This is a genomic window from Amycolatopsis pittospori, from assembly GCF_013870525.1.
Lineage (GTDB): Bacteria > Actinomycetota > Actinomycetes > Mycobacteriales > Pseudonocardiaceae > Amycolatopsis > Amycolatopsis pittospori.
In genome coordinates, this window is the sequence record NZ_JACBXD010000024.1 from 78,991 (window position 1) to 104,959 (window position 25,969).

Here is a 25,969-nt window from a genome sequence, read left to right on the forward strand (position 1 = left end):
AATGCGGGGGTTCGGGGTTCACCCCGGGCGGGTTCGGGGTCGCACCCCGAATAACGCAGTTCGGGAGGCCGGGCCCACCCCGACGGACCCGACCTCCCGGGGAAAGCGATCCGGGCGCGAACACCCGACCGCGAAGACTTATTTACCTGCACGACGGTCTCGTGACCTAGGTCATAAGTCAACGCTGCCGAACGGGTGTCGCTTTTACCGCGCCGAAAGGCGCAATGAGGACTACGAAGCGTAGGCGCGCAGGCGGTCGGCCCGCTCACCCTGGCGAAGCTTCGACATGACCTCTCGCTCGATCTGCCGAACGCGCTCACGGGAGAGCCCGAAGTGCTTGCCGATCTGGTCGAGCGTGCGCGGCTGGCCGTCGTCGAGGCCGTAGCGGAGACGGATCACCTGGGACTCCCGGTCATCCAGCGTCGCGAGCACGCGGCGCAGGTCGTCCTGGAGCAGACCGGAGATCACGGCGCTCTCGGCGTCGGTCGCCTCGGAGTCCTCGATGAAGTCACCGAGCGGGGCGTCCTCCTCGGTGCCGACCGGCATGTCCAGGCTCACCGGGTCACGCGAGTGGTCGAGCAGGTCGGAGATCTTGTGCGCCGGGATGCCCGATTCGGCGGCCAGTTCCTCGTGCGTGGCATCACGGCCGAGCTGCTGGTGCAGGTCACGCTTGATGCGGGCCAGCTTGTTCACCTGTTCCACCAGGTGGACCGGCAGCCGGATGGTGCGTCCCTGGTCGGCCATCCCCCTGGTGATGGCCTGGCGGATCCACCAGGTGGCGTACGTCGAGAACTTGAACCCCTTGGAGTAGTCGAACTTCTCCACCGCGCGGATCAGACCCAGGTTCCCCTCCTGGATCAGGTCGAGCAGCGGCATCCCCCGGCCGGTGTAGCGCTTCGCCAGCGAGACCACGAGGCGGAGGTTGGCCTCCAGCAGGTGGTTCTTCGCGACGTGGCCGTCGCGCACCAGCGCGGCCAGCTCCGAACGACGCTTCGGCGTCAGGTTCTCGGCGGTGTCCTTCATGTGCTGGGCGAACACACCCGCTTCGATGCGCTTGGCCAGCTCGACCTCGTCGGCGGCCGACAGCAGTGCCGTCTTGCCGATCCCGTTGAGGTAAACGCGAACGAGGTCCGCGGCCGGGCTCTGGGCGTCGAGGTCGGCGTCGGTGAGCGCCCCCGCGCTCGCCGGCTCCTGGGTGGATTGCGCCGGGATACGGCGCTCGCGAATCCCGCGCGCTTCGCGTTCGAGAGTCTGGACTGACATTCTGCCTCCCCGGTCACGGGCTGAACGTGCTGCGATGTGTCCACCGGATCCGGCTCGGCGTAGCAGGCCCTGTGGAAAACCCGCTACTCCTTGCCGTCCCAGCTTGGCTGGACACTGGGCTCAACGCCGGGAGGTCCGAAAACGTTCCCGGCCGCTGTACAGGAGACGGGTGGCTGACCTGGGGCGTTGCTCCACCAACCCTGAGCTTTTCCTGAGAATGCCCGCCCTCGGGAGAAGAACTGTGGTCTAGACCTCTATGAGGAGGGTGAACGGACCGTCGTTCACGCTCCGGACCGCCATCATCGCCCCGAATCGCCCGGTTTCGACCCGTGCGCCGCGTTCGCGCAGGGCCTCGACGACGGCTGTCACGAGCGGCTCGGCCGTTTCTGGCCTGGCGGCCGCGGTCCACGAGGGACGGCGGCCTTTGCGGGTATCGCCGTAAAGAGTGAACTGGCTTACGACAAGTAGGGGAGCACCGGTGGTGGCACAGGACTCTTCGTCACGAAGTATGCGAGCTTCGTGCAGTTTGCGTGCCATCGTGGTCGCCTTCGTCACATCGTCGTCGACGTGAATTCCCAGCAGTACCAGCAAACCCGGTTCGCCGATGGCGCCGGTCACCTCGTCGTCGACGGTCACGCTCGCTTCCGTGACCCTCGCCACCACCGCTCGCATCAGGAAGCCGGAAGGAGCATGCCGTGGCGGACCAGTTCGCGGACGACGGGCAGCGCGGCGGCGGCCAGCTCCTCCGGTTCGAGACCCTGGGCGGCCGCCAAAAGGATGATCAGGTCCTCCAGGGGCAGCGCACCCCGGCAGCCGGCGAGCAGCCGCGTCGCGAGTTCGTCGACTTCGTGCGACCAGCCGGGGCCGTCGGTGCGGTGCAGCCGCTGGACGGTCGTGGCCCAGCCCTCGTCGCCCGGTTCGGCGACGGTCTCCAGCAGGACGCTCTCCGGGACCTGGAAACGGACATCCAGGAGCGAATCACCGTTGGCGCGCAGCCACTCCACCCGATCCAGCCAGGTGGCCGCCTCGGCGCCGAGCGGGTCGTCGTAGGCCTGGCGCAGGTCCTCGCACACGATCGTCGGTGTCCGACCCGAGGCCCGCCGCAGGGTGACGAAGCCGAAACCGATGCCCTGGACGTCGTTTTCGGCGAACCAGTCCAGCCAGGCGCCGGATTTCGCGCGACCTTCGGGCGAGCGGGGATCGATCCCCGCGTCGCGCAGCCATGTACCGACGTACAGGCTCGGATCGGCGATGTCCCGCTGGACGAACCACGCGTCGGTCTCGGCGGGCAGCCAGCGGGTCACCCGGTCGCCCCAGTCCTCGCCCTCGACGTGCAGCCAGGACGCCAGGAGCTGGCCGGTGCCGCCGTCGTTGAGGAACCCGGGCAGTTGCCGCACCACGAGCGCGCTGGCGTCGTCACCGGCGAGACCGGAGTCACGGTAGGTGTAGTCCACCCGCGGCGGGCCGACCACGAACGGGGGATTGCAGACGATCTGGTCGAAGCGGCGCCGCGCGACCGGGGCGAACCATTCACCCTGGAGGAGTTCGACGTCCAGTTCGTTGAGCCGGAACGTGGCCGCGGCGAGGGCGAGAGCGCGGGCCGAGAGGTCGGTGGCGGTGACCTTCTTCGCGTGGCGGGCGGCGTGCAGGGCCTGGACGCCGTTGCCGGTGCCGAGGTCCAGCAGGCTGCCGACCTCGCGGCGGCTGGTCGCGCGGATCAGGCTGAGCGACGCGTGCCCGACGCCGAGCACGTGGTCCTCGGGCACGGTCCGGCCCAGGACTTCGGCGTCGAGGTCCGAAACGACCCACCAGGAGCCCGCGTCGTCGCCGTGCGGGCGGACGTCGAGACCGGCGCGGTAGCCGTCGGTCTCGGGTACGAGCAGCGTCGAGGCGACGGCATCGTCCAGCGAAAGGGGCGAGAAGGCTGCCTCGACGTCCTTCTCCGGCTCGGTCGAGCCCAGGAGGAACAGCCGGATCAGCGTGCCGAGTTCCCCGGCGTCGCGGGTGGCGCGGTAGGCGGGTTCGGGCTCGCCCCGGCCGAGCGCGTTCTGGGCGGCGCCGAGGGCGTCGACCACGCCGTCGGCGTCGTAGCCGGTCCGGCGGAACGCGTCCCGCAGCCTCGCGCAGACGTCGTCGGACAGTTCGGGGAGGGCCGCTCGTCTACTCACAGTGGGTAATACTGCCAGGATGACGTGGTGAGCCTCGAAAGTGTCCTGGCACCGCTGCAGGCGGCGCTGCCCGGATTGGAAGACCTGTACACCGACCTCCACCGTCACCCGGAGCTGTCGTTCGCCGAAACCCGCACCGCCGCCGAACTGGCCCGGCGCCTGGAGGCCGACGGTTACGAGGTGCACACCGGCATCGGCCGCACCGGTGTCCTGGGCGTGCTGCGCAACGGCCCCGGCCCGAAGGTGATGCTGCGCGCCGACATCGACGCGCTGCCGGTCGAGGAGAAGACCGGACTGCCGTACGCGAGCACGGCGCGCGGGATCGACGCCGACGGCCGCGACGTCCCGGTGATGCACGCCTGCGGCCACGACATGCACGCCACCTGGCTCTCCGGCGCCGCCGCGCTGATGGCCGCCGGGCGCAAGCACTGGTCCGGCACGCTCATGGTCGTCTTCCAGCCGGGGGAGGAGGCCGGGGACGGCGCTGTCGGGATGGTTCGCGACGGGGTCTTCGAGCCCGCCGGCAAACCCGACGTCGTCCTCGGCCAGCATGTCGTACCCGGTCCGGCGGGCTGGGTGCTGACCAGGCCCGGTGTGATCATGGCGGCCACCGACGCGCTCCGCGTCACCCTGCACGGCCGGGGCGGGCACGGTTCGCGCCCGGAGACGACCGTGGATCCCGCGGTGCTCGCCGCGTCCGTGGTGCTCAAACTGCAGACGATCGTCTCGCGGGAGATCTCCGCGACCGAGTCGGCGGTGGTGACCGTCGGATCGCTGCACGTCGGCACCGCGCACAACATCATCGCCGACCACGCCGTGCTCGAGGTCAACATCCGGTCGTTCGACCAGGCGGTGCGGGAGAAGGTCGTCGCGGCGGTCGAGCGGATCGTGCACGGCGAGGCGGCCACCGCGGGCGCGCCGAAGCCGCCGGAGATCGAGCGCATCGGCGCTTTCCCGGTGACCGAGAACGACGACACGGTCACCGAAGAACTCACCGCCGCCTTCCGCGAGCACTTCGGCGAGGGCCGCGTCATGCCCGCGCCGCTGGTCACCGGCAGCGAGGACTTCAGCGAATTCGGCCGCGCCGCCGGGGTGCCGTCGGTGTTCTGGCTGGTCGGCGGGCTGGACGAAGGGAAGGTCATCGCCGCGATGACCGCCGGGCGGTTCGAACAGGACATCCCGTCGAACCACTCACCGCTGTTCGCGCCGATCCCGCATCCGACCCTTTCGGCCGGTGTCGAAACGCTCGTGGTCGCGGCTTGGCACCGGCTGACCCACCCGGGTGTCCGTTGAGCCCGGCGAGTGGGAGCATGGAAGCCGGAGGTGGTGCTGTGAACGCGCCCGCCCACGGTCCCGAACCGAGGGAACCCGCTCCGGTGCTGATCACCGAAGCCGCCCCGTCCTACGAAGACCAGCTCGCCAAACGGAAGCGGAAATACATCATCATGATGTCGTTCCGCATCCCGTGCCTCATCCTCGCCGGGATCTTCTACCAGACCTGGTGGCTGGCGCTGGCGCTGATCGCGATCTCGATCCCGCTGCCGTGGATCGCCGTCCTGGTGGCCAACGACCGGCCGCCGCGCAAGAGCGAGTCCGTCAACCGCTACCAGGCCGAACCGACCCGGATCGAAGGCGGCGGACACCAGGTCATCGACGGCGGCTGACCCGTTTCGCTCGTGCCATGAACGGCCCGTTACTTGCAAATTTTGCAAGTAACGGGCCGTTCATGGCACTTTGGGCCAAAGTCGCGTGAGCGTGTCCGCGACGACCCCTGTGCGGAGATGGACGGCACGCGTGTCCGAACGGACGTCATACGTGATCAGACGGACGGCACCCGTGATCAGATGGACGTCACACCCGTAGCCGGAGCTCGCGGCGTGCCGTCCGTCTGATCACGCGTGACGTCCGTCCAATCACGCGTGACGTCCGTCTGATCACGCGGTACTAGGGCTGCGGGCCGACCTTCGCGACCGCGCGGGCGCCGAGACGCGTACCGGCGCGAAGCACCTCAACGGTCGACTCGCCGCGAAGCCACGCAGCCAGCACGCCGGCGTCGAAGGCGTCCCCGGCGCCGGTGGAGTCGACGCACTCCGCGGGCTGCGAAGGCACCGAGGTGATGGTGCCGCCCGCGTCGACCCAGCTGGCGCCGTCGAGGCCGGCGGTGACCACGACCTCGCCCACGTAGTCCAGCAGTTCCTTCGCCGCCGCCGGATCGCTCGACCCGGTCAGCGCGACCAGTTCGCTGGTGTTGGGCATCAGCAGGTCGACGCCGCGGACGTCTTCGAGGAACTGCGCCGGATCGGTGATCAGCGTCGCCGCCTGCGGGTCGACCGACGTCGTCAGCCCGGCCTTCTTCGCCGCGGCCAGCGAGGCGAGCGCCGCGGGCCGTGACGACGGGTACAGCAGGACGTAACCCGAGAGATGCAGGTGGCTCGCGCCGCTCAGCGCCTGTTCGGTGATGTCCTCGGGGCTGAACCTCGCGTTCGCGCCGCGGTCGGCGAGCATGCTGCGTTCACCGTCGCCGTCCACGAGTACGACGACGCAGAACGTCGGCTCTTCGGGATCGACGGCGAACTCGCAGCGGACGCCGGCCGCCTCCAGTTCGCCCTTCACCATGCGGCCGCCGGAATCGTCGCCGATGCGCGCGATCAGCGTGGTCTCCGCGCCCTCGGCGCGCAGCCACAGCGCGGTGTTCGCGCCCGCGCCGCCACTGGTGAAGTGGACCTTCGCGCGGATGTCGCCGCCGTGCGGGATCGGGCCTTCGTGCCGCGCGACGACGTCGAGGCCGACGTCGCCCACGACGACAATGCCGCTCATGCCGCTCATGCCGCACTCCCAGCGAGCGCGACAGCCACTTCGGTGGCCAGTTTCGCGTTGGACAGCACCAGCGCTTCGTTCGCGTCGAGGCTCACGCCGCCGCTCGCGGTGTGGAAGTGCTCCAGCAGGACCGGCGTGACGTCCTTGCCGTGGACCCCTTGCGCCCGCAGGAGTTCCAGCCCTTCGGCGAGCAGCCGGTCGTGCAGTTCCCTGTCCATTTCGGACGCTTCCGGAATCGGGTTCGCCAGCAGTACGCCGGATTCGGCGTGCGCGCGGTGCGCGGCGATGACCGCCGCGGCCTGCACGGCGTCGTCGACCCGCCACGGCACCTCGAAACCGGAGGAGCGGAGGTAGAACGCCGGGAACTCGGCGGTGCGGTATCCCAGCACGGGCACCGAGTTGGTCTCCAGCACTTCGAGCGTCGCGGCGATGTCGAGTACCGACTTCACGCCGGAGCAGACGACCGTGGTCGGCACCTTCGCGAGCACGCCGAGGTCCGCCGAGACGTCCCAGCTCTGTGCCGCCCCCTGGTGCACGCCGCCGAGGCCGCCGGTGGCGAACATGCCGATCCCGGCCGCGGCGGCCAGCGCCGCGGTACTGGCGACCGTCGTCGCCCCGGAGCGGCCGAGACCGACGGCCGGCCCGATGTCGCGCAGGGAGAGCTTGTCCAGATCCGCGCCGGGCGCGCAGACGCGCTCCAGCTGCTCGCCGGTGAGGCCGACCAGGGGGACGCCGTCGAGGACGGCGATGGTCGCGGGCACGGCGCCGCCGTCCCGCACGACCTGCTCCAGCCGGCGGGCGACGTCGAGGTTGCGGCCGGGTGGGAGACCGTGGGAGAGGATGGTGCTCTCCAGCGCGACGACGGGATCACCGTCGCCGAGGGCGGAGGCGACCTCTTCGTGAAGGGACAGTTGCGGAGTCACGGACGAACATCATCGGTGATGTGGGTCCGCGTCATGCCATCGGGTCAGTTCGCCCGCGAGGTTCTCCCGCGCCCTGCTCTCCCAGCGTGCCCGCGCGATCTCGCTGCGGTACAGCCGCGGCCGGGCCAGCAGCTTCCGCAGGACGGCGACGCGTCCGGCGCGCCAGTCTTCGTCGGAGTAGATCGAGTACTCCTCGCGGACACCGTTCGCGTACTCCTCGTAGGCCTCGGGCGAAGCGCCGAGGATCGCCAGGTCGGCGTCGAGCAGCGAAGTGGCCAGGCGGTCGTCGCCCGGAGCGTCGTGCGTGATCGTGGCGAGGACCAGTTCCTCCGCGCGGGTGATGTCGGCCTCGGCCACCCGGGCGTTGGTGAGCTCGTCACGGGTCCACGCCGCGCTGGCCCGTTCGTCCTCACCGGGCCGGGCGTCGTAGACGACGTCGTGCGTCCACGCGGCGATGGCGACGAGGGCTCGTTCGCGAGCGCTCAACCCGAAGGCGACGGCGAGGGCTCCGCTGTCGCGGGCGACGGCGGCGGCGTGCCGGAGGTCGTGGTAGCGCCGGTGCGGTTCGCGGTAGCGGGTTTCGAGGTCGGTCCACGCCACGGCGGCGATCCGGTGGTCGCCACCGAGCCGGGCGACCGCGACGGCCCAGCTCATGCCGGGAACACCCAGCGTGTGGGGGAACCCGAGAAGTCCTTCTCCAGCATGCCGAACACCTTTCGTGGCCGGACCCGGATCGACGCGCTCGAAGCCGGGCCGAGCATGTCCATCCCGTATGTGGTCTTGTACTTGGTGTTCACGGCGCCGAGGAAGGTCCGTATCGCGTCGAGGTCGGTGACGATCTCGGCCGGGCCTTCGAGCACCACGGGCTCGTAGGGATCGTCCGTCGACACCGAGACCGCGGAACCGGCGGCGACGTTGCGTGCCTTGGCCGAGCCCAGCGACGAGGAGAACCACAGCGCGTCCCCGGTCCACGCCGCCCACACCGGCATCAGGTGCGGACGGCCGGCGGGGGTGACCGTCGCCACCCAGTAGTCGTGCGAGTCCCGAAGCCGGGTCTCCGCCCAGGACCAGGGCAGCAGACCGGTACTTTCACCGGCGGGGGCGATCCCGTAGCCCGGCATGTACGGCCTGGTCGCCGACGGTTCCGCCATAGCGCCCTCCCGTGCTCAGTCGAAGATCCCTCGTGCTTTGGCCACCTCATGCAGCCAGCCCTCGATCTGAGGTTCCCACTTGACCCGCTCCAGCGCGGCGTGGTCGACCTTGAACAGGCCGAGGAACTCCTGTCCGCGCCCGCCGAAGCCGCCGCTCTTGGAGACCCGGACCCGTTTGGTCACCTCCAGCACGACCTGCGTTTCCGCGGCCGACGACAGGAAGGTCACCGCCACGGAGGTGAAGACGCTCGCGAACCGCTGTGACGGCGTGAAGCGGATCTCCTGGAAGAACGGCAGCTGCTGGGTCGCGCCGTTGATCCGGCCGCGTTCCAGGACGGCTTCGCGGAAGACGAACCCGATCCGGCTGAACGCGTCGAGGATCCGCTTCTGCGCGGGCAGCGGCTCGATCGCGGCGCCGTCGACGTCAACCGGGTCGGTGACGGAGTTCGCGATGTCGAGGCTGGTCTGCAGGCCGACGGCCATCCCGTGCAGCGGTTTGCCGAAGACGCTGGAGATCGGCGTCTCCCACGGCAGCGCGACCTCGAACGGGATGCGGACCTGCTGGCCCGGCGCGATCCGCTCGCTGCCGGCCAGCTGCTGGGCGCCGAACTCGAGGTCCTCGACCTTCGTTTCGCGTTCGCCCGGGATCTGGACGCGGGCGAGCAGCTTCACCGAGAGACCGTTGATCTCTTGATCGACTTCGCCGCCGAGCAGCAGGACCTCGCCGCGCAGGGGGCGGCCGGGGGAGACCGAGCGGTCGAGCAGCCGGGCGTCGATCTTCGCTCCGCCCGAACCGAATGTCGCGAGCACCTTCTGGAACATGGGCGAGATCCTGCCAGGTCGCCGGTGTGCGCAGGAGGATTTGAGGCATTATGGACGGGTGAGCACACAGACCCTTCCGAAGCCGGATACCCGTCCTGAGGGCACCGACGGCACCGATGACGACGCGCCGAAGATGTTCCACTATGTGCGGAAGAACAAGATCGCCGAAAGCGCGGTCATGGGCACGCACGTGGTGGCGCTGTGCGGCGAGGTCTTCCCGGTGACGAAGTCGGCCAAGCCCGGATCGCCGGTCTGCCCGGACTGCAAGAAGATCTACGACGGTCTCAAGCCGGGCGACTGACACGCCGACGTCCGGTGTCCGAAACCGGACAAAATCTGAAAATCCTTCACATGGCGGCTGCCCGTCCCGGTCTTCGCTGGTAATCAGTACCCGCCAGCGAAAACCCGCCGGGACGGAGCCTTCATGCGTAGAACCGGGATCGTGCTCGCCATCGCCGCGTTGGTCGCGGTGTTCTCACCCGCCGCCGCGCAGGCCGTGACAGGCTGGACGACGGTCGGTTCGGACAACGCCCGCCCGCTCGACGAGGGCCAGGGCCTGGCCACCATCGAACGGCCGTCCGGGACCATCTACCGCTACACCGGCATCGCGACCGTCCCGGTCGACCTGTCCTCGAAGGGCTGGGGCCACGTCGGCGACCCGGGCTCGGCCCAGGGCTGGTACGTCGAGCCGTACCAGCGCGACGACCGCGGCGCGAAACTCTTCCGCGTCCAAGCACCCGACGGAACCTGGGCGAACTACACGCACGCCCTGGAATCGTGGGAAGCGAACAACAACTCGTTCTCGGCCGTGACGCCCGACGCGCGCTGGATGGTCGCCGGCGAGTGGGGCACGATGGACCGCTTCCTGGTGCACCCGATGCCGGGCGTCGCGCATACGAACCCGTCGGCGAACCTGCCGTACTCGTCCGCGATCAGGCTCGACAGGCCGGTGCGGGACATCCAGGGCTGCGACTTCGCCACCGCGACGCGTCTCCTGTGCTCCTCCGACGACCCCGAGGGATCGCTGTTCGGGACGACCAAACCGCTCCTGCAGGTGGATCTCTCCGGTCCCGTGGGCGGTTCCGACGTGACCGGGCGGGTGACGTCGCTCGGTCAGCTGCCGCTGCAGAGCACCTGCGGCGGCAACTTCGAGACCGAGGGCGTCGACGTCGCCGCGGACGGGATGTTGCGGGTCGTGGTGCTGTCGCCGTCGTGGTGCGTGGCCTTCGACAGCAAGACTTGGCGGTTCCGGAAGGCGTAGGGCTCGTGAGTGATTTGGGTCGTTAGAACGACCCAAATCACTCACGAGCTCCTAAGCGGACGGCTCCGGGGTGAGAGTCTCGGAGGCCGGCGCCTCTGAAGCGTGACGTCCCCGCTTCGCGTCCTTTTTCGCGCGACGCTTTTCCTTTCGCGTCTCGACCATCGTGTAGAGCGTCGGCACCAGGATCAGCGTCAGCAGGGTGGAGCTGACGAGGCCGCCGATGACGACGATCGCGAGCGGCTGGCCGATGAACCCGCCCTGGCCGGTGAGCCCCAGCGCCATCGGGACCAGCGCGAAGATGGTCGCGGCGGCGGTCATCAGGATCGGCCGCAGCCGTCGCCTGCCACCCTCGACCACCGCGTCGGCGACGGTCATCCCCGACGCTCGGTACTGGTTGATCAGGTCGATCAGCACGATCGCGTTGGTCACCACGATGCCGACGAGCATCAGCATGCCGATCAGCGCGGGCAGGCCCAGCGCGGTGTCGGTGGCCAGCAGCAGCCCGATCGCGCCGGTCGCCGCGAACGGGATCGACACCAGCAGGATCAGCGGCTGGAGCAGGCTGCGGAACGTCGCCACCATGATCAGGTAGACGATCGCGATCGCGGCCAGCAGCGCGAGGAACAGGTTCCCGAAGGCCTCCTGCTGGTCCTCGCTGACGCCGCCGAGCTTGTACGCCGCGCCACCGGTGAAGGTCAGTCCGTCCAATTTGGACTGGATGGCCTTCGTGGTGGCGGCCAGGTCCGCGCCGGTGTTCTTGGCGGTGACCGTGGTGCTCAGCTCGCCCGAGGTGCGGTGCACCGCGGCCGGGCCGTCCACAGTGGACACCGTGGCGACCGAGTCCAGCCGGACGACGCCGGTGGCGCTCGGGATCGGCAGCGCCTTCACCGCGTCCACCGAGACCGGGGCCGTGCCGGCACGCAGCACGATGTCCGTGCGCTGTCCGTCGACGGGCAACTGCGTCACCGTGCGGCCGGCGATGGCCTGGTTCGCGATCTGGCCGATCGTCGTCGCCGAAAGCCCGCTCGCGGCGGCCTTGGCGGCGTCGACCTCGACCTGCACCCGCGGCGAGCCCTGCGCGAGGTCACTGGTCACCTCGGTCAGGTCCGGCACCGTGGACAGTGCCTGGCGGACCTGCTCGGCGGCCGGCTTCAGCGCGGCCTCGTCGGGCGCCGTGACGGTGATGGAAACCCCGTCGGAGTTGAAGCCGCCCGCTTCGGCTCCGACCTTGACCTCGCCGAGCTCCGGCCGGTCCAGCTTGCCGCGCAAGCGATCCGAGAGCGCCTCGACGTCGGTGTCCTTGACGACGGTGACCTGGATGTTGGTCGCCGTCCCGCCACCGCCGAAGAAGTTCCCTCCGCCGATGCTCACCTGGTAGGTCTCGACGGCCGGTTCGGCGGCGAGCGCCTGCTCCACCGCGCCGGCGGCCTTCTCCTTGGCCTCGGGACTGGTGCCGGGCGGTAGTTTCTGCGAAAGGCTCAGCGTCGTCGAGCCGGACTGGTCGAGGAAGTTCGTGTTCAGCTGCGACGCCAGCCCGACCGTGCCGCCGAAGATGATCAGCGCCAGCAGGACCACGGTGACGCGGCGCTTCGTGGCGAACCGGATCACCGGCACGTATCCGCGCTGCAGCGGCCCGCGGCGCTCCTTCTCCTCCGCGGCCTGTCGCGTGCGCTCGGCCTCCTCCTCGTTCGCCGGTGTCTTGGGCGGCTTGAGGAACCAGTACGCGAGCACCGGCACGATCGTCAGCGAGACCAGCAGCGACGCCAGCAGCGCCACGGTGACGGTGATCGCGAACGGCGAGAACAGCTCGCCGACGAACCCGCCGACGAAGGCGATCGGCAGGAACACCGCGACCGTGGTCAGGGTGGACGAGGTGACGGCACCGGCGACCTCGCGCACGCCGTCGAGGACCGCACGCTCCTTTTCCTCGCCGTACGCCAGATGTCGTTTGATGTTCTCCAGCACCACGATCGAGTCGTCGACGACCCGGCCGATGGCGATGGTGAGCGCGCCGAGCGTGAGCAGGTTCAGCGACAGATCACCGGTCCACAGCGCCAGCAGTGCCACGACGACCGAGAGCGGGATCGACACCGCCGTCACGAGCGTGGACCGCAGCGACAGCAGGAACAACAGGATCACGATGACCGCGAAGGCCAGTCCCAGCAGGCCTTCGGTGGTCAGTCCGCTGATCGCGTCCTTGACCGGGGTGCCCTGGTCGAATACGACGCTCATCTCGGCGCCGATCTTCTTCGACAGCTCGGGCAGCCTGTCCCGCACCGAATCCGAGATCGCGACCGCGTTCCCGTTCTCCACCATGGTGATCGAGAGGCCGAGGCTCGGCTTGCCGTTGGTCCGTGTGATCGACGTCGGCGGCGCGAAGCCGGCTTGGACGTCCGCGACCTCGCCGAGCTTCACCGGCTTCGGCGCCTGAGCGCCGGGACGCGACGACGGCGTGGCCGCGGGCGTCAGGTAGAGGTCCTTGATCGTGTCCACCGTGGTCGATCCGCCGCCGACCTGGACGGTGAGCGTCTTGTCGCCTTCGGTCAGCGTCCCGGCCGGGACGGCGGCACCGGCGGTCTGCAGCGTGGTGGCGATCGACGACGGGTCGGCACCCGCCGCGGCCAGTTTCGCGTAGTCCAGTGCGATGGTGACCCGCGGCTGCCGCGCACCGGTCACCTCGACCTCGCGTACGCCGTCGATCTTGCGCAGTTCGGGCGCGACCTCGCCGGTCAGCGCGGGGGCGAGCGCCTGCGGGTCGCCGGTGGTCCCGGCGGCGAGCAGCACGACGGGGAGGTCGTCGGTGGAGCCCGCCGACACCGTGGGTTCGGAGTTCTGCGGCAGTCGCGCCTTGACGCCGTCCACGACGCGCTGGATCTGCCCGACGGCGGCGTCGATGTCCGTGCCGAACTCGAACTGCGCGGTGATCCGCGACAGTCCTTCCGACGACGTCGAGCTCAGCTCTTCGAGCCCCTTCAGGCCCTGGAGTCCGCCTTCGAGCGGTTCGGTGACCTGCCGGTCGACCGCGTCGGGTGACGCGCCCGCGTACGGCGTGATGATCTGCGCCTGCGGGAACTGCAGCGAGGGGAACAGCTGCTGCTTGAGCTGCGGCAGGGCGAAGGCGCCGAAGCCGATCACCACCAGGGCCAGCAGCCCGATGAGACTTCGATTGCGCAGGCTGAGCCTGGCGAGCGTGGACATGGCGGGATCCCCCAGAAAAGAGCTCGGGAACGGGCGGGTTACCGCGAGCTTTTCATGGCGAGGGGCGGACTGGATTCACACTACGGGTGGAATCCGGCTACGACTTCGGGATGAGGTCATCCCCCATTCGGGGTCAACTTCGCCGTTCTGTCACCTGATCGGCTTCGCTGTGCGGTTCTTCGTTCACGGACTGTTCCGATTCCGGTTCGGCCTCGCCGTCGGGCTCTTCGCCGTTCTGACGGGGGCGCCGCAGCGGGACCGTCGTCCGCTCCCACAGTTTGCGACCCTCCTCGGCGCGGATCCGCTCGCTGGCGCGTTCCATTTCCAGCCGCCGCCACTTCCGGCGCTGGCGTTTGGTCGCCTTGGCGGGCCACAGTTCCTGGATCGCGCTGTTGAAGTACGCGCCGCCGACGACCGCGAGCCCGATGAAGAACATCAGCAGCAGGAACGCGATCGGCGCGGCGAGCGCGCCGTAGGTGTAGCCGGTCTTGGTGATCCAGTTGAGGTAGATCCGCAGTCCGATGCTGGAGAGCAGGAACACGAGCATCGCGAGCATCGCGCCCGGCAGCCCGCGGTGCCACGGCAGCCTGCGCGGCAGGGACAGCTTGTACAGCGTCGTCAGCGCCAGCACGATCATCACGGCCAGCACCGGGTAGTACAGCGTGCCGACCCAGTACGACACCGTGTCGCGCCAGTCCGTGGGGAAGAACTGGGGGAGCAGGTCCGGTCCGATCGCCAGCAGCGGCAGCCCGACCACCAGGATGACCAGCCCGGCCAGGTACAGCAGCAGCGCGAAGATCCGCTGCCAGACGTCGTTGCGGACGCCGTACTGGTCGTGCGCGACGGTGATCGCGTCGACGAACGACGACATCGCCGACGAGCCGGCCCACAGGGAGATCAGGAAGCCGATGGAGACGATCTCGCCCTTGCCGACGAACAGGATGCTGTTGACCGTCGGCTCGATGATGTCGTGGACGGCGTTGTCGCTGAAGATCGTCTTGCTGAAGGTGATGATCCGGTCGTGGACCGCGGTCACGACCTCCTGGCCGAACCAGTCGCCGACGAAGCCGAGACACCCGAGGAGGCCAAGGAGCAGCGGAGGCAGTGACAGCGTCTGCCAGAACGCGGCTTCGGCGGCCTCGGAGAAGATGTTGCCTTCCCACGCCTTGTTCAGGGTGCGGCTGAGCAGGCGCAACGGGCCCTTGCGGACCTTTACGGCCTCGGCGGCCGCCTGTTCGCGGCCGTTCTCCTCGCTCATGCAGCTCCTCCGCCAGCGCCGAGCGCCCTTGACGGGGTCCAGCATGGTCCATGTCCCGGCATTCGGCTCGCCACCCCTGGTTTTTCGGGTGAGTAACCCGACAACGGGGGTGGCGCTTCCGGCGTTCCACGGGCCCGCCGGGTAGGCTCACTCCAGTGCCCTCACCTCAGGCGCCGGCGTCGCGGCCGGATACCAAAGTGAGGGTTTTCGCTTGTCAGACAGCGGTGAACAGGGCTTTCGGGTGAGGGAGGAGGTGGCCGGCATGTCGGAAACGGTCGAGCGCGATCGAGGCGAGCTGGGCGCGCCTCCCGCGGCCAAGGACAGCACCGCCCGGCCGCTTCGTGCCTGGCAGCGCCGCGCGCTGACGAAGTACCTGACGAAGAAACCGAAGGACTTCCTCGCCGTCGCGACGCCGGGCGCGGGCAAGACGGTGTTCGGTCTCCGGATCGCCGCCGAGCTGCTGAGCGACCGGACCATCGAAGCGGTCACCATCGTCGCGCCGACGGAGCACCTGAAGCACCAGTGGGCCGCTTCGGCCGCGGCCGCGGGTATCGCGATCGACTCGAACTTCCGCAACACCACCGGTGTCACGTCGCGCGACTATCAAGGTGTCGCGCTGACCTACGCGCAGGTGGCGGCGCATCCGACGCTGCACCGCGTGCGCACCGAGAACCGCAAGACGCTGGTCATCCTGGACGAGATCCACCACGGCGGTGACGCGAAGTCCTGGGGCGACGCGGTCCGCGAGGCGTTCACGCCCGCCGTCCGGCGGCTCGCGCTGACCGGGACGCCGTTCCGCAGCGACGACTCGCAGATCCCGTTCGTCACCTACGAGCCCGACGGCTCGGGCTTCCAGCGAAGCAAGGCCGACCACGCCTACGGTTACGCCGACGCGCTCGCCGACGGCGTCGTCCGGCCGGTCGTCTTCCTCGCCTACTCCGGCGAGGCCTCCTGGCGCACCAGTGCGGGGGAGGAGTTCACCGCGCGGCTCGGCGAGCCGCTGACGGCCGAGCAGAACGCGCGTGCCTGGCGTACGGCGCTCGACCCGGCGGGCGAGTGGATCCCGGCGGTGCTGCAGGCCGCCGACACGCGCCTCGCGCAACTGCGCGCCAACGGCATCCCCGACGCCGGCGGTCTGGTGATCGCCACCGACCAGGAGTCGGCGCGCGCCTACGCCAAGATCCTGGAGCGCATCTCCGGTCAGAACCCGACGGTCGTCCTCTCCGACGACCCGAAGGCGTCCGGGCGGATCAAGGAGTTCGCCGACTCGACCGACCGATGGCTGGTCGCGGTCCGGATGGTGTCCGAAGGCGTCGACGTCCCGCGTCTCGCCGTCGGCGTCTACGCCACGAGCGCGTCGACCCCGCTGTTCTTTGCGCAGGCCATCGGCCGGTACGTGCGTTCACGCAAACCGGGCGAGACGGCTTCGGTGTTCCTGCCGAGCGTGCCCGTGCTGCTGGAACTGGCCAGTGAGCTGGAGGCCCAGCGCGACCACGTCCTCGGCAAGCCGCACCGCGAGAAGGAGGGCTGGGACGACGAACTCCTGGCCCAGGCCAACCGCACCGAGGACGAACCGGGCGAGGAGGAGAAGGCGTTCACCTCGCTGGGCGCCTCCGCCGAGCTCGATCAGGTCATCTACGACGGCAACTCGTTCGGCACCGCGGTGTTCTCCGGTTCCGACGAGGAGCAGGAGTACCTCGGCCTGCCGGGCCTGCTCGAACCGGATCAGGTCCGCGCGCTGTTGCGGAAGCGGCAGGAAGAGCAGATCGCCGACGACAAGCGGCGCAAGCCCAAGGCCGAGGAGGCCGCGCCGGTCGCGCGGCCGCAGTCGGTCAGCGAACGGCTCGGCGCGCTGCGCAAGGAGTTGAACGCTCTGGTGGGCGTGCACCACCACCGGACGCGGAAGCCGCACGGCGCGATCCACAACGAACTCCGCCGGATCTGCGGCGGACCGCCGACCGCGATGGCGACGGTCGAACAGCTCGAAGAGCGGATCGTCACCCTGCGCACCTGGTAGCGCCGGTCGTGAGTGGCGATTCGGGTTAGAACACGAATCGCCACTCACGACCCCTGGAGATCGTCGGCGGGCGAGGCGTGAGGCCCTCTTTCCGTGTCGGAAGGCCAGCGGCGATAACGCTGCGTAAGTGGTGGCGGTCACACTGTCAGCGGACCTAGACTTCGTACGTCTTGCTACGGCCACGTTGCCAAACCGTGTCCATTTGATGAGGCTTAATCGATTCAGCCGTCTTCCGCGAAACCCGTTCGGCGGCATATGTTGTCGCCCACAACATATGCGCGATGGTGCGACCGGTCCCTCAGGATCGCCGCCCGCGAGCAAGATCCGGAAGGAACGAGGATGCGCAGCAGAACCCTTACCCTCCTCGCCGCGACGGTAGGCGCCGGCCTGGTGCTCTCCGCCTGTGGCGCCAACTCCGCGGACTCTGGGAGCAGCAATTCCTCGCAGTCCGCGCCTGCCCCGGGCGGTGCCGCCACCGGCGGCAAGGTCGGCGTCATCCTCCCGGAGACCGCCACCTCCGCGCGCTGGGAGTCCTTCGACAAGCCGTTCCTGACCAAGGCGCTCAAGGACGCGGGCTTCGACGCCGACGTCCAGAACGCGCAGGGCGACGTGCAGAAGTTCACCACACTGGCCGACGGCATGATCGCGCAGAACGTCAAGGTCCTGATCATCGCCGCCATCAACGGCGAGGTCGGCGCGGCGGTGGCCCGCAAGGCGCAGGCCGCGGGCATCCCGACGATCGACTACGACCGCCTGAACCTCGGCGGCAGCTCCGACTACTACGTCTCGTTCGACAACGAGAAGGTCGGCCAGCTGCAGGGCCAGGGGCTCAGCGACGCGCTGAAGGACAAGAAGGGCGCCGAGGTCGTCATGATCGAGGGTGCCCCGACCGACAACAACGCGACGCTGTTCGCGAACGGGCAGAAGTCCGTCCTGCAGCCGAAGTTCGCCGCCGGCGACCTGAAGCTCGTGCGTGAGCAGGCCATCGACAACTGGGACAACCAGAAGGGTGGCCAGACCTTCGAGCAGATCCTGACCGACAACAAGGGCAAGGTCGACGGCGTCGTCGCCGCGAACGACGGTCTCGCCGGCGCGGTCATCACCGTACTGAAGAAGAACGGTCTCAACGGCAAGGTCCCGGTCACCGGTCAGGACGCCACCGCGGACGGTCTCATGGCCATCCTGCGTGGGGACCAGTACATGACCGTGTTCAAGCCGATCAAGGAAGAGGCCGAGGCCGCGGCGAAGCTCGCCGTCCTGCTGGCCAAGGGCGACAAGGCGGGCGCCGACGCGCTGGCCACCGCCAAGGCCAAGGACCCGAAGGGCAACCGCGAGGTCAAGTCCGTGCTCCTCGAGCCGAAGCTGACCACCAAGGAAGGCGTCAAGGAGGTCGTGACGCAGGGCTACGTCAAGGCGTCCGAGATCTGCGGTGGCGACCTGGCGGCGGCTTGCACGACGCTCGGCATCTCCTGACCCGTTAAATCCAGACAGCCGGGCCGGGACGCGTTCCCCGACGACGCGTCCCGGCCCGGTACCCAGCCGGGAGAATTCGAGAACCCCCATGAGTGAACCCATCCTCGAACTGAGGCAGCTGAACAAGAGCTTCGGACCGGTCCACGTCCTCCACGACGTGGACTTCGATGTGCGGGCCGGTGAGGTCACCGCGCTGGTCGGCGACAACGGTGCCGGCAAGTCCACCCTGGTCAAGTCGATCGCCGGTATCCACGGCTACGACTCGGGCACGGTGAAGTTCCAGGGCAAGCCGGTCAACATCCACGGCCCGCGCGACGCCGCGGATCTGGGGATCGAGGTCGTGTACCAGGACCTCGCGCTGGCCGAGAACCTCGACATCGTGCAGAACATGTTCCTTGGCCGGGAGCGCGGCAGTAAGTGGCTGCTCGACGAGGCCAGCATGGAGAAGGCCGCGCGCGAGACGCTCGCGTCGCTTTCGGTTCGCACCGTGAAGTCCGTCCGCACGCCGGTTTCGGCCCTCTCGGGTGGGCAGCGGCAGACCGTCGCCATCGCCAAGTCCGTGCTGTGGGACTCGAAGGTGGTCCTGCTCGACGAGCCGACCGCCGCGCTCGGTGTCGCGCAGACGCGGCAGGTGCTCGACCTCGTCCGCCGTCTCGCCGAACAGGGCCTGGGTGTGGTGCTGATCAGCCACAACATGGCCGACGTCTTCGAGGTCGCCGACCGGATCGCGGTGCTCTACCTCGGCCGTCTCGTCGCCGAGGTGCACACCAAGGACGTGACCCACGGCCAGGTCGTGGAACTGATCACCGCCGGCCGCTCCGGCGACCTCGGCCTTGCCCGCCCCGAAGCCGCCGTCCTGTGAGTGAGAAAGAACCGGAAATGACTGAGACTCCTGCAAAGCCCGCCTCGCCGGAGGGGGGCAAGTCGGCGGCCGCCGCGCTCAACCCGTCGGCGGCCATCACGGACTTCGGCATCGACACGACATCGATGTCAACACGCGAGGCCGTCGGTGACTACGTCTCCCGGCTGAAGGCGGGACAGCTGGGTTCGCTGCCCGCGCTGCTCGGCCTGCTCGTGCTGGTGATCGTGTTCGCCTCGCTGTCGGACACCTTCCTGACGATGAACAACATCGCGAACCTGATGGCGCAGGGCGCCGGCAAGGCGATCATCGCGATGGGCATCGTGTTCGTGCTGCTGCTCGGCGAGATCGACCTGTCCGCGGGTACCGCGTCCGGTGTCACCGCCGCCGTGCTGGCGATGCACTACGTGCGCAACGGAAACCTGCTGGGCGGGATGGGGAACGGCGTGTTCATCGCCTTCCTCGTGGTGCTCGTGATCGCCGGTCTGCTCGGCGTGATCCTGCGGATCTGGGCGGGTGTCGGCTTCGCCGTGATCGCGATCGCGCTGGTGCTTTCGGGTGCGGCCGCCAACCCGTGGATCGAGATCCTGCTCGCGATCAGCGTCGGTGGCGCGATCGGTGTCCTCACCGGGTTCCTGGTCTCGAAGATCGGTATGCCGTCGTTCGTCGTGACGCTGGCGCTCTTCCTCGCCTGGCAAGGCGTCATCCTCCAGTTCATCGGTGAGGGCGGCACACTCGGCATCAGCACCTCGGACGTGCTGTTCAAGGTCGCCAACGGCAACCTGTCCACCATGGGCAGCTGGATCCTCTTCCTGATCGCCGCGGGTGGATTCGCCGCGGTGTCACTGGGCCAGCACTTCTCGCGGCTCAAACGCGGTCTGGTCACGCAGCCGACGCCGATGGTGCTGTTCAAGGTCGGCGCGATCGCCGTCGTGGGTGCGGTGGCGACCTATCTGCTGACGCTGAACCGCGCGCCGAACCCGAACATCGTGATCTCCGGCGTCCCGTACGTCGTGCCGATCGTGCTCGGTCTGCTGGTGCTCGGGACCTACGTGCTCAACCGCACGCAGTACGGCCGCCACATCTACGCCGTCGGTGGCAACCGCGAAGCGGCCCGACGCGCCGGTATCAACGTCGAGAAGATCCGCGCCAGCGTGTTCGTCATCTGCTCCGCGGTGGCGGCGATCGGCGCGATCGTCTACTCGTCGAAGGTCGGTTCGGTCGACCCGCAGGCCGGTGGCCTCAACACGCTGCTGTTCGCGGTCGGCGCCGCCGTCATCGGTGGTACGTCGCTCTTCGGCGGCAAGGGCCGGGTGGTCGACGCGGTCATCGGTGGCCTGGTGCTCGCGGTCGTCGAGAACGCTCTCGGCCTGCTCAAGCAGTCGGCGGCGGTGGTCAACATCGTCACCGGTCTCGTGCTGCTGCTGGCGGCCACGGTCGACGCGCTGTCCCGGCGCCGCGCGGCTGCGTCGCCGCGCTGAGTCCGCATGGAATGATGAAGTCCGTGACCAGCACACCCGTTGCACGACCAGACGAGGTGCGCAGGCACAACCGCACGACCCTGCTCCGGTTGCTGCACGTCAGCGGCCCGAGCACCAGGGCGACCCTGGCCACCGAGCTGGGGCTCAACCGCAGCACCATCAAGACCCTCGTCGACGGCCTCGCGGAAGCGGGCGTCGTCGAAGAGCGGGTCCCGAGGCCGGGACGAGGGGCGGGCCGCCCCTCGCTCCTGGTCCTGCCGCAGCCGCAGGCGGCGGTGGTGCTCGCGGTCGACCTCCAGGTCGAACACGTGGCGATCGCGCTGGTCGGGTTCGGCGGCCAGATCCTCGGGCGCAACAGCTGGAACCTCCGCGGCCGGATGCGGGAGGCCGACGAGGTGATCACGCACGTGATCGAGTCGACCACCATGCTGGCGGGTGACCTCGGCGTACAGCCGATCGCTGTGGGGGTGTCCGTGCCCGGTGTCGTCCGGCGAGCGGACGGGCATGTGCACGAGGCCCCCAACCTGCGCTGGACCGACGTCGCGCTCGGGGAACGGCTCGGCGGTGTGCTGCGCGTCCCCGTCCTGGTCGGCAACGACGCCGAACTCGGCGCCATCGCCGAACATCTGCGCGGCGCCGCCCGGGGCTCGTCCGACGCCGTGTACGTCTCCGCCGACGTGGGAGTCGGGGGAGGGATCATCGCCGACGGCTCGTCGCTGCGAGGCGGCTCCGGGTACGTCGGCGAGATCGGGCATATGGCGATCCGGCCGGGCGGCCGTCCCTGCTACTGCGGTTCCAGCGGCTGCTGGGAGACCGAGGTCGGCGAGGCCGCCCTGTGCCGTGCGCTCGACCTGCCCGAGGACACCCCGCGCGGGGCGATCCTGTTCGAACTGCGCGAACTGGCCCGCGACCCGCACGCGGCCGAGGAACGGCTCTCGGAGTTCGCGGAATGGCTGACGCTCGGCCTGGTGAACGTGGTCAACCTGCTCGGCCCGCAGCTGGTCGTGCTGGGCGACCTGCTGACCGTGCTGCCGGATTCGGTCGTGCGGTCGGTCGCGGCCGAGGTCCGGCGGCGGAGCCTGGTCAGCCGCGCCGTGGGCGGGACCCAGATCGTGAGTTCCGCGCTGGGCGCCGACGTGAAGCTGCTGGGTGCCGCCGAGGCGGCGTTCGAGATGATCCTGGACACCGTTTGAGTCCCGGGAATCATCGCGTTTAGTCCTCTGGATGCGGTCCTTGCGTGTGCAACGACCGCATCCAGAGGACTAAACGCGGTCTTTCACGAGACCCGACAGCAAGGCCACCAGAGCGGCGAGGGACTTCTCCTTCGCCGCTTCGGGGTCTTCGGCGTGCGCGATCATCAGCGCCGCCTCCGCGCAGGCGCTGAGCACCAGTTGCGCCAGTTCCGGGATCGGCGCCGCGATCAGCCGTCCGTCAGCGGCGACGCCCTCCAGGAGCTCCGTGATCAGTCCCAGCCCGTACCGGTTCTCCAGCTCGCGCCATTCCGGCCAGCCGAGGACCGAGATGGCGTCGGTGAGCGAGATCCGCACCACCTCGGGCCGCAGGCACAGGTCCAGGAAGCGGCTCAGCGCGCCGAGCGCGGCCGCCCAAGGATCGTCTTCGGCCCGGAGCACCGCCTCGAGCTCGTCGGTGATCTCCGTTTCGATCTGCTCGACCACGGCACGGAACAGGCCCTGTTTGTCACCGAAGTGGTGGTACAGCGCGCCCCGCGTGACGCCGGCCGCCCGGACGATCTCGTCGGCGGGCACGGCGGCGTAACCCTGTTCGGCGAACAGTCTCCGAGCCGCCGTGATCAGGGCGGTCTGCGTCGACTGGGATCGCTCGGTCTGGCTACGTCGTGGCGTGGGCACGCAGGAATTCCACCACCATGCCGCTCAGCCGCTCCGGCTGGTCCTCCGGCACGAAGGTGTACGAGTCCTCGATCGTCTTCAGTTCCGAGTTCGGCAGCACCCCGGCGAGCTTGCGGCCCAGCCACAGCGGGAAGTGCCGGTCCTCGGATGCCCAGACCAGCAGCACCGGCTTCTCGAACGACGGCAACCGCTCGGCCGCGGCGAGGGTGTACCGGTTGCTGACGCCCGCCATGAACCGGCGCAGGTCGTCGCGGATCTCCGGGTTCCGCCTGCTGGGCAGCAGATAGGCGTCGAGAACGTGCCGGGGGACCGGGTGCTTGATCGCCCAGACGAAGTTCGTGGCCTTCAGCAGCGCCTTCGACCGCATCGCCTGCACGACCGTCCAGGTTCCGCCGGGGATCCGCGCCAGTGTGCTCAGGCCCGCGAACATCGGCGGCAGGAAACGCTCGAAGGAATCCGACGGCGTCAGCACGACCCGGCCGATCCGCTCGGGGGACGTGGTCATGAGCAACTGAGTGAGCGCGCCGCCGGTGTCGTTCGCGACCACGGTGACGTCGGTCAGGTCCAGAACTTCGAGGAACCGCGCGATCAACGCGGCGACGCCGGGCGGGCTCAGGTCGGCGCCGGGGACCGGGATCTCGTGCGACCCCAGCGGCCAGTCCGGGGTCAGGCAGCGGAAGCCCGCGTCGGCGACGGCGGGGGCCACCTTGCGCCAGAGCAGGCCGTTGGTCAGCAGGCCGTGCACGAAGACCACGGGAGGGCCTTCGCCGCGGTCGCGGTAGCGGATACGGGCGCCGCCGAGGTCTGCCTCGTGCACCTCGCCCAGGAGGTCGCTGGTCGTCATGCGGTTAACATACATGCTGTATGTATGTATTTGCCAGGCATAAAACAGGGCGGCCGGCGTGCTCCATGGGGAGCAGCCGGCCGCCAGGTGGTCGTGGACTGGTGGCTACCGCTGAATGTCCGCGGACATTTCTTTGAGCTTCGTTTCGTGTGCGCGGGCGTGGTGACCACAGAAGAGCAACTCGCCACCGGTGCTGAGAATGGCTCGAACCTGGGCTGCAGCACCACACCGGTCGCATCGGTCGGCAGCGGTCAGTTCGGGGCGGGTGAGCGTCGGTGAAGTCATTGGAGTCTCCCTCCGTCCCGGCACCGGTGACCCGGTGCCATCGATCCAGCTACGACCACTTCGGCACTGATGCCGGGAACGCTCGTTCCCGGCCCCGCCGTGTTCGTGCTTCCACTCTTCCAGACGTTTGGCGGCCCGCAAGTGTTCCCGCGTGGGTGTCTCATTTGTCACTGGTAATTACCTCGTATGCCGTAGCGTAATCACGCAACGTAGGAGAAGACTCCCCGCCGAACCGTCTTTTCCCACGTCAGGCACCATGCGGGGGTGGGTATCGCAGTCGTCCGGAACCGTCTCGCGAGCGTGCCGGCGCCGATCTTGTTCGTTCTCAGCGGAATTTCCATGTACGCCGGTGCGGCCGTCGCCGTAGGTCTCTTTTCGGTCGCCTCACCCGCGGGGGTGGCATGGCTCCGCTGTCTCGGCGCCGCGGTGGTCCTCCTGGCGTGGCGGAGGCCGTCGCGCCAGGCGTGGACCGGCCGGACGTTTCTGCTCGCGGCCACCTTCGGCGTCGTCACCGCCGGGATGAACGTGCTCTTCTACGAGGCGATCGCGCGGTTGCCGCTGGGCACGGCCGTCGCCCTCGAGTTCGCCGGACCCGTGCTCGTAGCGGCTTTCGGCTCCCGGACCCGCCGCGACGTCTTCGCGCTCCTGCTGGTGGTGGCGGGTGTGGTCGCCATCGCGGACGTGCGGCTCGAAGGCAGCCTGCTCGGCGTGGTCTTCGCGCTGGGCGCGGCCGCCGCCTGGGCCGGGTACATCCTGCTCGGGAAGCGCGTCGCGGTCGGCGGGAACGGGATCGACGGGCTGGCGGTCGGGTTCGCCGTGGGCACCGTGGTGCTGTCCCCGCTGGCCTTCGGGACCGGCGCGGTGTGGGGTTCGCCACGGCTGCTGCTCCTGGGCATCGGGGTGGGCGTGCTCTCGACCGTCGTGCCGTACGCGCTCGACCAGGTGGTCCTGCGCAAGGCCGGGCAGGCGCGGTTCGCGCTGCTGCTGGCGTTGCTGCCGGTCACGGCGGGCCTGATCGGCTTCCTCTGGCTGAAGCAGGTCCCGACCCTGCCCGAGGCGCTCGGCACGCTCGCCGTCGTCGCCGGGGTGGCGCTGCGCTCGCCGGAGCGACGTGACCGGACGGTGTCCGAACCGCCCGCGTAACCCGATGGCCCGGCGCCGCCGAGGGCGCGATACTGACCGGATCGAGGGCGAGCAGGAAGGCCGGGCCATGACGAAGGCGGCATCGGCGGCGGCGAAGGACCTCGCCGCGGCTGGGGTGGGCGGCGTCCACCTGGCCTGGGCGGACAACAACGGCATCCCGCGCTCCCGGATCATCCCCATCGCCGGGCTGGCGAACGCGGCGACCCGGGGTGTCGGCGTGACGTCGTTGTTCGCGGTCTTCGACAGCCACGACGCGATCACCTTCGCGCACACCGGCCTGGCGACGCCGTCGGGCGACGTCCGGCTCGTCCCGGTGATCGAGCGGCTCCGGCGGCTCGCGGGCCAGCCCGCGCTCGCCTGGGCCCCCGGACGGCAGGTCGCCGCGGACGGCTCGCCGTGGCCGTACTGCCAGCGCGGGGTCCTGGAGCGGCAGGTCGGCCTCGCCGCGGAGCGCGGCCTGGAGTTCAAGGCCGGCTACGAGCTGGAGTTCGCCGTCGCACCGGCCGGGAGCCCCGGCATCGTCGGCTCACCCGGGCACCCGGGGCCGGCTTACAGCCCGCATGCGCTGGTCCCGCTGGACGGCTTCGTCGCCGCCCTGCTGCACGACTTCGCCGCCAACGGCCTCGAAATCGGCCAGCTGCACGCCGAGTACGGTCTCGCGCAGATCGAACTCTCGCTGCCCGCCACCGATCCGGTCTCCGCCGCCGACGACCAGTTGCTGGCGCGCCAGACCATCCACGCCGCCGCGCACGCCCACGGGCTCATCGTGAGCTTCGCGCCGATGGTCGGCCTCGAAACCGCGGGCAACGGCTGGCACCTGCACACCTCGGTCCGGCGCAAGGGCCGCAACCTGCTCGCGGGCGACGGCGTTCCCGAAGGCGAGGGCGCCGCGTACCTCGCCGGCCTGCTGCGCGACCTGCCCGCGCTGACGGCCGTCACCGCGCCCAGCGTCCCGTCCACCCTGCGGCTGCGGCCCGGGTTCTTCGCCGGGGCGTACGCCTTCTGGGGAGTCGAGAACCGCGAAGCGCCGCTTCGGTACGTGCCGGGGACGGCGCTGCTCGGCGACGCGCACGCGAACGTCGAGCTCAAGACCTCCGACGCCTCGGCCAACCCGTACCTCGCGCTCGCGGCCGTCCTG

The 25,969-nt window shown here is 69.5% G+C and carries 24 protein-coding genes; 11 read left to right on the forward strand and 13 right to left on the reverse strand.

Going from position 1 to position 25,969, the window contains the following annotated elements; all coding sequences use genetic code 11:
- Positions 1 to 231 precede the first annotated feature (231 nt).
- From H5J31_RS16130 to H5J31_RS16140, 3 genes are all read right to left on the reverse strand, one after another.
- On the reverse strand, positions 232 to 1,263 hold the full coding sequence (locus H5J31_RS16130) for a sigma-70 family RNA polymerase sigma factor (RefSeq protein ID WP_207898117.1): 1,032 nt from the start codon (positions 1,261 to 1,263) through the stop codon (positions 232 to 234).
- Between the two features lie 246 nt (positions 1,264 to 1,509).
- Positions 1,510 to 1,935: a D-aminoacyl-tRNA deacylase gene (gene dtd, locus H5J31_RS16135; protein ID WP_181773391.1), complete on the reverse strand. Its 426-nt coding sequence runs from the start codon at positions 1,933 to 1,935 to the stop codon at positions 1,510 to 1,512.
- A complete protein-coding gene (locus tag H5J31_RS16140) occupies positions 1,935 to 3,431 on the reverse strand; it encodes a DUF7782 domain-containing protein (protein ID WP_181773392.1) in 1,497 nt (498 codons plus the stop codon). The genes dtd and H5J31_RS16140 overlap by 1 nt, the downstream gene beginning before the upstream one ends.
- Before the next feature lie 27 nt (positions 3,432 to 3,458).
- Here H5J31_RS16140 and H5J31_RS16145 point away from each other — a divergent pair, with 27 nt between their 5' ends.
- Entirely contained in the window at positions 3,459 to 4,724 is a 1,266-nt protein-coding gene (locus H5J31_RS16145) for an amidohydrolase (protein WP_181773393.1), read from the forward strand.
- Positions 4,725 to 4,741: 17 nt separating this feature from the next.
- Positions 4,742 to 5,095 carry a DUF3099 domain-containing protein gene (locus H5J31_RS16150; RefSeq protein WP_005164464.1) on the forward strand — a complete coding sequence of 118 codons (354 nt, stop codon included), beginning with the start codon at positions 4,742 to 4,744 and terminating at the stop codon, positions 5,093 to 5,095.
- A gap of 280 nt (positions 5,096 to 5,375) precedes the next feature.
- On the opposite strand, the gene H5J31_RS16155 is transcribed toward H5J31_RS16150, so the two are convergent.
- From H5J31_RS16155 to H5J31_RS16175, 5 genes are read right to left on the reverse strand one after another with little or no spacing between them, the layout of a single operon-like run.
- Positions 5,376 to 6,248, reverse strand: a complete 873-nt coding sequence (locus H5J31_RS16155) for a carbohydrate kinase family protein (protein WP_181773416.1) — start codon at positions 6,246 to 6,248, stop codon at positions 5,376 to 5,378.
- Positions 6,249 to 6,253: 5 nt separating this feature from the next.
- The gene (locus H5J31_RS16160; protein ID WP_181773394.1) at positions 6,254 to 7,171 is read right to left on the reverse strand and encodes a pseudouridine-5'-phosphate glycosidase; all 918 of its coding nucleotides are present in this window, start codon (positions 7,169 to 7,171) and stop codon (positions 6,254 to 6,256) included.
- Positions 7,172 to 7,180: 9 nt separating this feature from the next.
- Positions 7,181 to 7,825, reverse strand: a complete 645-nt coding sequence (locus H5J31_RS16165) for an HD domain-containing protein (protein WP_181773395.1) — start codon at positions 7,823 to 7,825, stop codon at positions 7,181 to 7,183.
- Complete coding sequence (locus H5J31_RS16170; protein ID WP_181773396.1) at positions 7,822 to 8,322, reverse strand: pyridoxamine 5'-phosphate oxidase family protein; 501 nt, start codon at positions 8,320 to 8,322, stop codon at positions 7,822 to 7,824. Before H5J31_RS16170 ends, H5J31_RS16165 begins: the two co-directional genes overlap by 4 nt.
- A gap of 15 nt (positions 8,323 to 8,337) precedes the next feature.
- On the reverse strand, positions 8,338 to 9,144 hold the full coding sequence (locus tag H5J31_RS16175; protein WP_181773397.1) for a sporulation protein: 807 nt from the start codon (positions 9,142 to 9,144) through the stop codon (positions 8,338 to 8,340).
- Positions 9,145 to 9,202: 58 nt separating this feature from the next.
- On the opposite strand from H5J31_RS16175, the gene H5J31_RS16180 reads away from it, so the two are divergent.
- Together H5J31_RS16180 and H5J31_RS16185 are read left to right on the forward strand one after the other, a co-directional pair.
- Positions 9,203 to 9,445, forward strand: a complete 243-nt coding sequence (locus tag H5J31_RS16180) for a DUF3039 domain-containing protein (protein ID WP_005164469.1) — start codon at positions 9,203 to 9,205, stop codon at positions 9,443 to 9,445.
- A gap of 123 nt (positions 9,446 to 9,568) precedes the next feature.
- Positions 9,569 to 10,405: a hypothetical protein gene (locus H5J31_RS16185; protein WP_181773398.1), complete on the forward strand. Its 837-nt coding sequence runs from the start codon at positions 9,569 to 9,571 to the stop codon at positions 10,403 to 10,405.
- 51 nt (positions 10,406 to 10,456) lie between these two features.
- Here H5J31_RS16185 and H5J31_RS16190 read toward each other — a convergent pair whose 3' ends face one another.
- Entirely contained in the window at positions 10,457 to 13,603 is a 3,147-nt protein-coding gene (locus H5J31_RS16190; RefSeq protein WP_181773399.1) for an efflux RND transporter permease subunit, read from the reverse strand.
- Positions 13,604 to 13,736: 133 nt separating this feature from the next.
- Positions 13,737 to 14,861, reverse strand: coding sequence for a YihY/virulence factor BrkB family protein (locus H5J31_RS16195; RefSeq protein ID WP_181773400.1), 1,125 nt, complete (start codon positions 14,859 to 14,861; stop codon positions 13,737 to 13,739).
- A gap of 262 nt (positions 14,862 to 15,123) precedes the next feature.
- On the opposite strand from H5J31_RS16195, the gene H5J31_RS16200 reads away from it, so the two are divergent.
- The 5 genes from H5J31_RS16200 to H5J31_RS16220 all read left to right on the forward strand — a co-directional run bounded on the left by H5J31_RS16200 (position 15,124) and on the right by H5J31_RS16220 (position 21,884).
- Entirely contained in the window at positions 15,124 to 16,878 is a 1,755-nt protein-coding gene (locus H5J31_RS16200; RefSeq protein ID WP_181773401.1) for a DEAD/DEAH box helicase, read from the forward strand.
- 339 nt (positions 16,879 to 17,217) lie between these two features.
- A complete protein-coding gene (locus H5J31_RS16205; protein ID WP_181773402.1) occupies positions 17,218 to 18,351 on the forward strand; it encodes a sugar ABC transporter substrate-binding protein in 1,134 nt (377 codons plus the stop codon).
- Between the two features lie 88 nt (positions 18,352 to 18,439).
- Complete coding sequence (locus tag H5J31_RS16210; RefSeq protein ID WP_181773403.1) at positions 18,440 to 19,213, forward strand: ATP-binding cassette domain-containing protein; 774 nt, start codon at positions 18,440 to 18,442, stop codon at positions 19,211 to 19,213.
- Between the two features lie 17 nt (positions 19,214 to 19,230).
- Complete coding sequence (locus H5J31_RS16215) at positions 19,231 to 20,691, forward strand: sugar ABC transporter permease (RefSeq protein ID WP_181773404.1); 1,461 nt, start codon at positions 19,231 to 19,233, stop codon at positions 20,689 to 20,691.
- Between the two features lie 11 nt (positions 20,692 to 20,702).
- Positions 20,703 to 21,884, forward strand: a complete 1,182-nt coding sequence (locus tag H5J31_RS16220; RefSeq protein ID WP_181773405.1) for an ROK family transcriptional regulator — start codon at positions 20,703 to 20,705, stop codon at positions 21,882 to 21,884.
- A 69-nt stretch (positions 21,885 to 21,953) separates the two neighbouring features.
- Here H5J31_RS16220 and H5J31_RS16225 read toward each other — a convergent pair whose 3' ends face one another.
- From H5J31_RS16225 to H5J31_RS39865, 3 genes are all read right to left on the reverse strand, one after another.
- Positions 21,954 to 22,559: a TetR/AcrR family transcriptional regulator gene (locus H5J31_RS16225; RefSeq protein ID WP_181773406.1), complete on the reverse strand. Its 606-nt coding sequence runs from the start codon at positions 22,557 to 22,559 to the stop codon at positions 21,954 to 21,956.
- The gene (locus H5J31_RS16230; RefSeq protein ID WP_181773407.1) at positions 22,540 to 23,403 is read right to left on the reverse strand and encodes an alpha/beta fold hydrolase; all 864 of its coding nucleotides are present in this window, start codon (positions 23,401 to 23,403) and stop codon (positions 22,540 to 22,542) included. Before H5J31_RS16230 ends, H5J31_RS16225 begins: the two co-directional genes overlap by 20 nt.
- Before the next feature lie 105 nt (positions 23,404 to 23,508).
- The gene (locus H5J31_RS39865; RefSeq protein WP_016332937.1) at positions 23,509 to 23,688 is read right to left on the reverse strand and encodes a DUF7455 domain-containing protein; all 180 of its coding nucleotides are present in this window, start codon (positions 23,686 to 23,688) and stop codon (positions 23,509 to 23,511) included.
- 339 nt (positions 23,689 to 24,027) lie between these two features.
- Here H5J31_RS39865 and H5J31_RS16235 point away from each other — a divergent pair, with 339 nt between their 5' ends.
- Together H5J31_RS16235 and H5J31_RS16240 are read left to right on the forward strand one after the other, a co-directional pair.
- Complete coding sequence (locus tag H5J31_RS16235; protein WP_181773417.1) at positions 24,028 to 24,831, forward strand: EamA family transporter; 804 nt, start codon at positions 24,028 to 24,030, stop codon at positions 24,829 to 24,831.
- A 67-nt stretch (positions 24,832 to 24,898) separates the two neighbouring features.
- The coding region (locus H5J31_RS16240) for a type I glutamate--ammonia ligase (RefSeq protein ID WP_181773408.1) at positions 24,899 to 25,969 on the forward strand (1,071 nt) is incomplete at its 3' end.

Bases quoted from the DNA above. Each gene is read 5' to 3' on its own strand.
- H5J31_RS16185 (WP_181773398.1), top strand. From the start codon at position 9,569: ATGCGTAGAACCGGGATCGTGCTCGCCATCGCCGCGTTGGTCGCGGTG.
- H5J31_RS16195 (WP_181773400.1), bottom strand. From the start codon at position 14,861: ATGAGCGAGGAGAACGGCCGCGAACAGGCGGCCGCCGAGGCCGTAAAG.
- H5J31_RS16200 (WP_181773401.1), top strand. From the start codon at position 15,124: ATGTCGGAAACGGTCGAGCGCGATCGAGGCGAGCTGGGCGCGCCTCCC.
- H5J31_RS16170 (WP_181773396.1), bottom strand. From the start codon at position 8,322: ATGGCGGAACCGTCGGCGACCAGGCCGTACATGCCGGGCTACGGGATC.
- H5J31_RS16130 (WP_207898117.1), bottom strand. From the start codon at position 1,263: ATGTCAGTCCAGACTCTCGAACGCGAAGCGCGCGGGATTCGCGAGCGC.
- H5J31_RS16205 (WP_181773402.1), top strand. From the start codon at position 17,218: ATGCGCAGCAGAACCCTTACCCTCCTCGCCGCGACGGTAGGCGCCGGC.
- dtd (WP_181773391.1), bottom strand. From the start codon at position 1,935: ATGCGAGCGGTGGTGGCGAGGGTCACGGAAGCGAGCGTGACCGTCGAC.
- H5J31_RS16230 (WP_181773407.1), bottom strand. From the start codon at position 23,403: ATGACGACCAGCGACCTCCTGGGCGAGGTGCACGAGGCAGACCTCGGC.
- H5J31_RS16220 (WP_181773405.1), top strand. From the start codon at position 20,703: ATGATGAAGTCCGTGACCAGCACACCCGTTGCACGACCAGACGAGGTG.
- H5J31_RS16210 (WP_181773403.1), top strand. From the start codon at position 18,440: ATGAGTGAACCCATCCTCGAACTGAGGCAGCTGAACAAGAGCTTCGGA.
- H5J31_RS16175 (WP_181773397.1), bottom strand. From the start codon at position 9,144: ATGTTCCAGAAGGTGCTCGCGACATTCGGTTCGGGCGGAGCGAAGATC.
- H5J31_RS16215 (WP_181773404.1), top strand. From the start codon at position 19,231: ATGACTGAGACTCCTGCAAAGCCCGCCTCGCCGGAGGGGGGCAAGTCG.
- H5J31_RS16155 (WP_181773416.1), bottom strand. From the start codon at position 6,248: ATGAGCGGCATTGTCGTCGTGGGCGACGTCGGCCTCGACGTCGTCGCG.
- H5J31_RS16150 (WP_005164464.1), top strand. From the start codon at position 4,742: ATGGAAGCCGGAGGTGGTGCTGTGAACGCGCCCGCCCACGGTCCCGAA.
- H5J31_RS16190 (WP_181773399.1), bottom strand. From the start codon at position 13,603: ATGTCCACGCTCGCCAGGCTCAGCCTGCGCAATCGAAGTCTCATCGGG.
- H5J31_RS16235 (WP_181773417.1), top strand. From the start codon at position 24,028: ATGTACGCCGGTGCGGCCGTCGCCGTAGGTCTCTTTTCGGTCGCCTCA.
- H5J31_RS16165 (WP_181773395.1), bottom strand. From the start codon at position 7,825: ATGAGCTGGGCCGTCGCGGTCGCCCGGCTCGGTGGCGACCACCGGATC.
- H5J31_RS39865 (WP_016332937.1), bottom strand. From the start codon at position 23,688: ATGACTTCACCGACGCTCACCCGCCCCGAACTGACCGCTGCCGACCGA.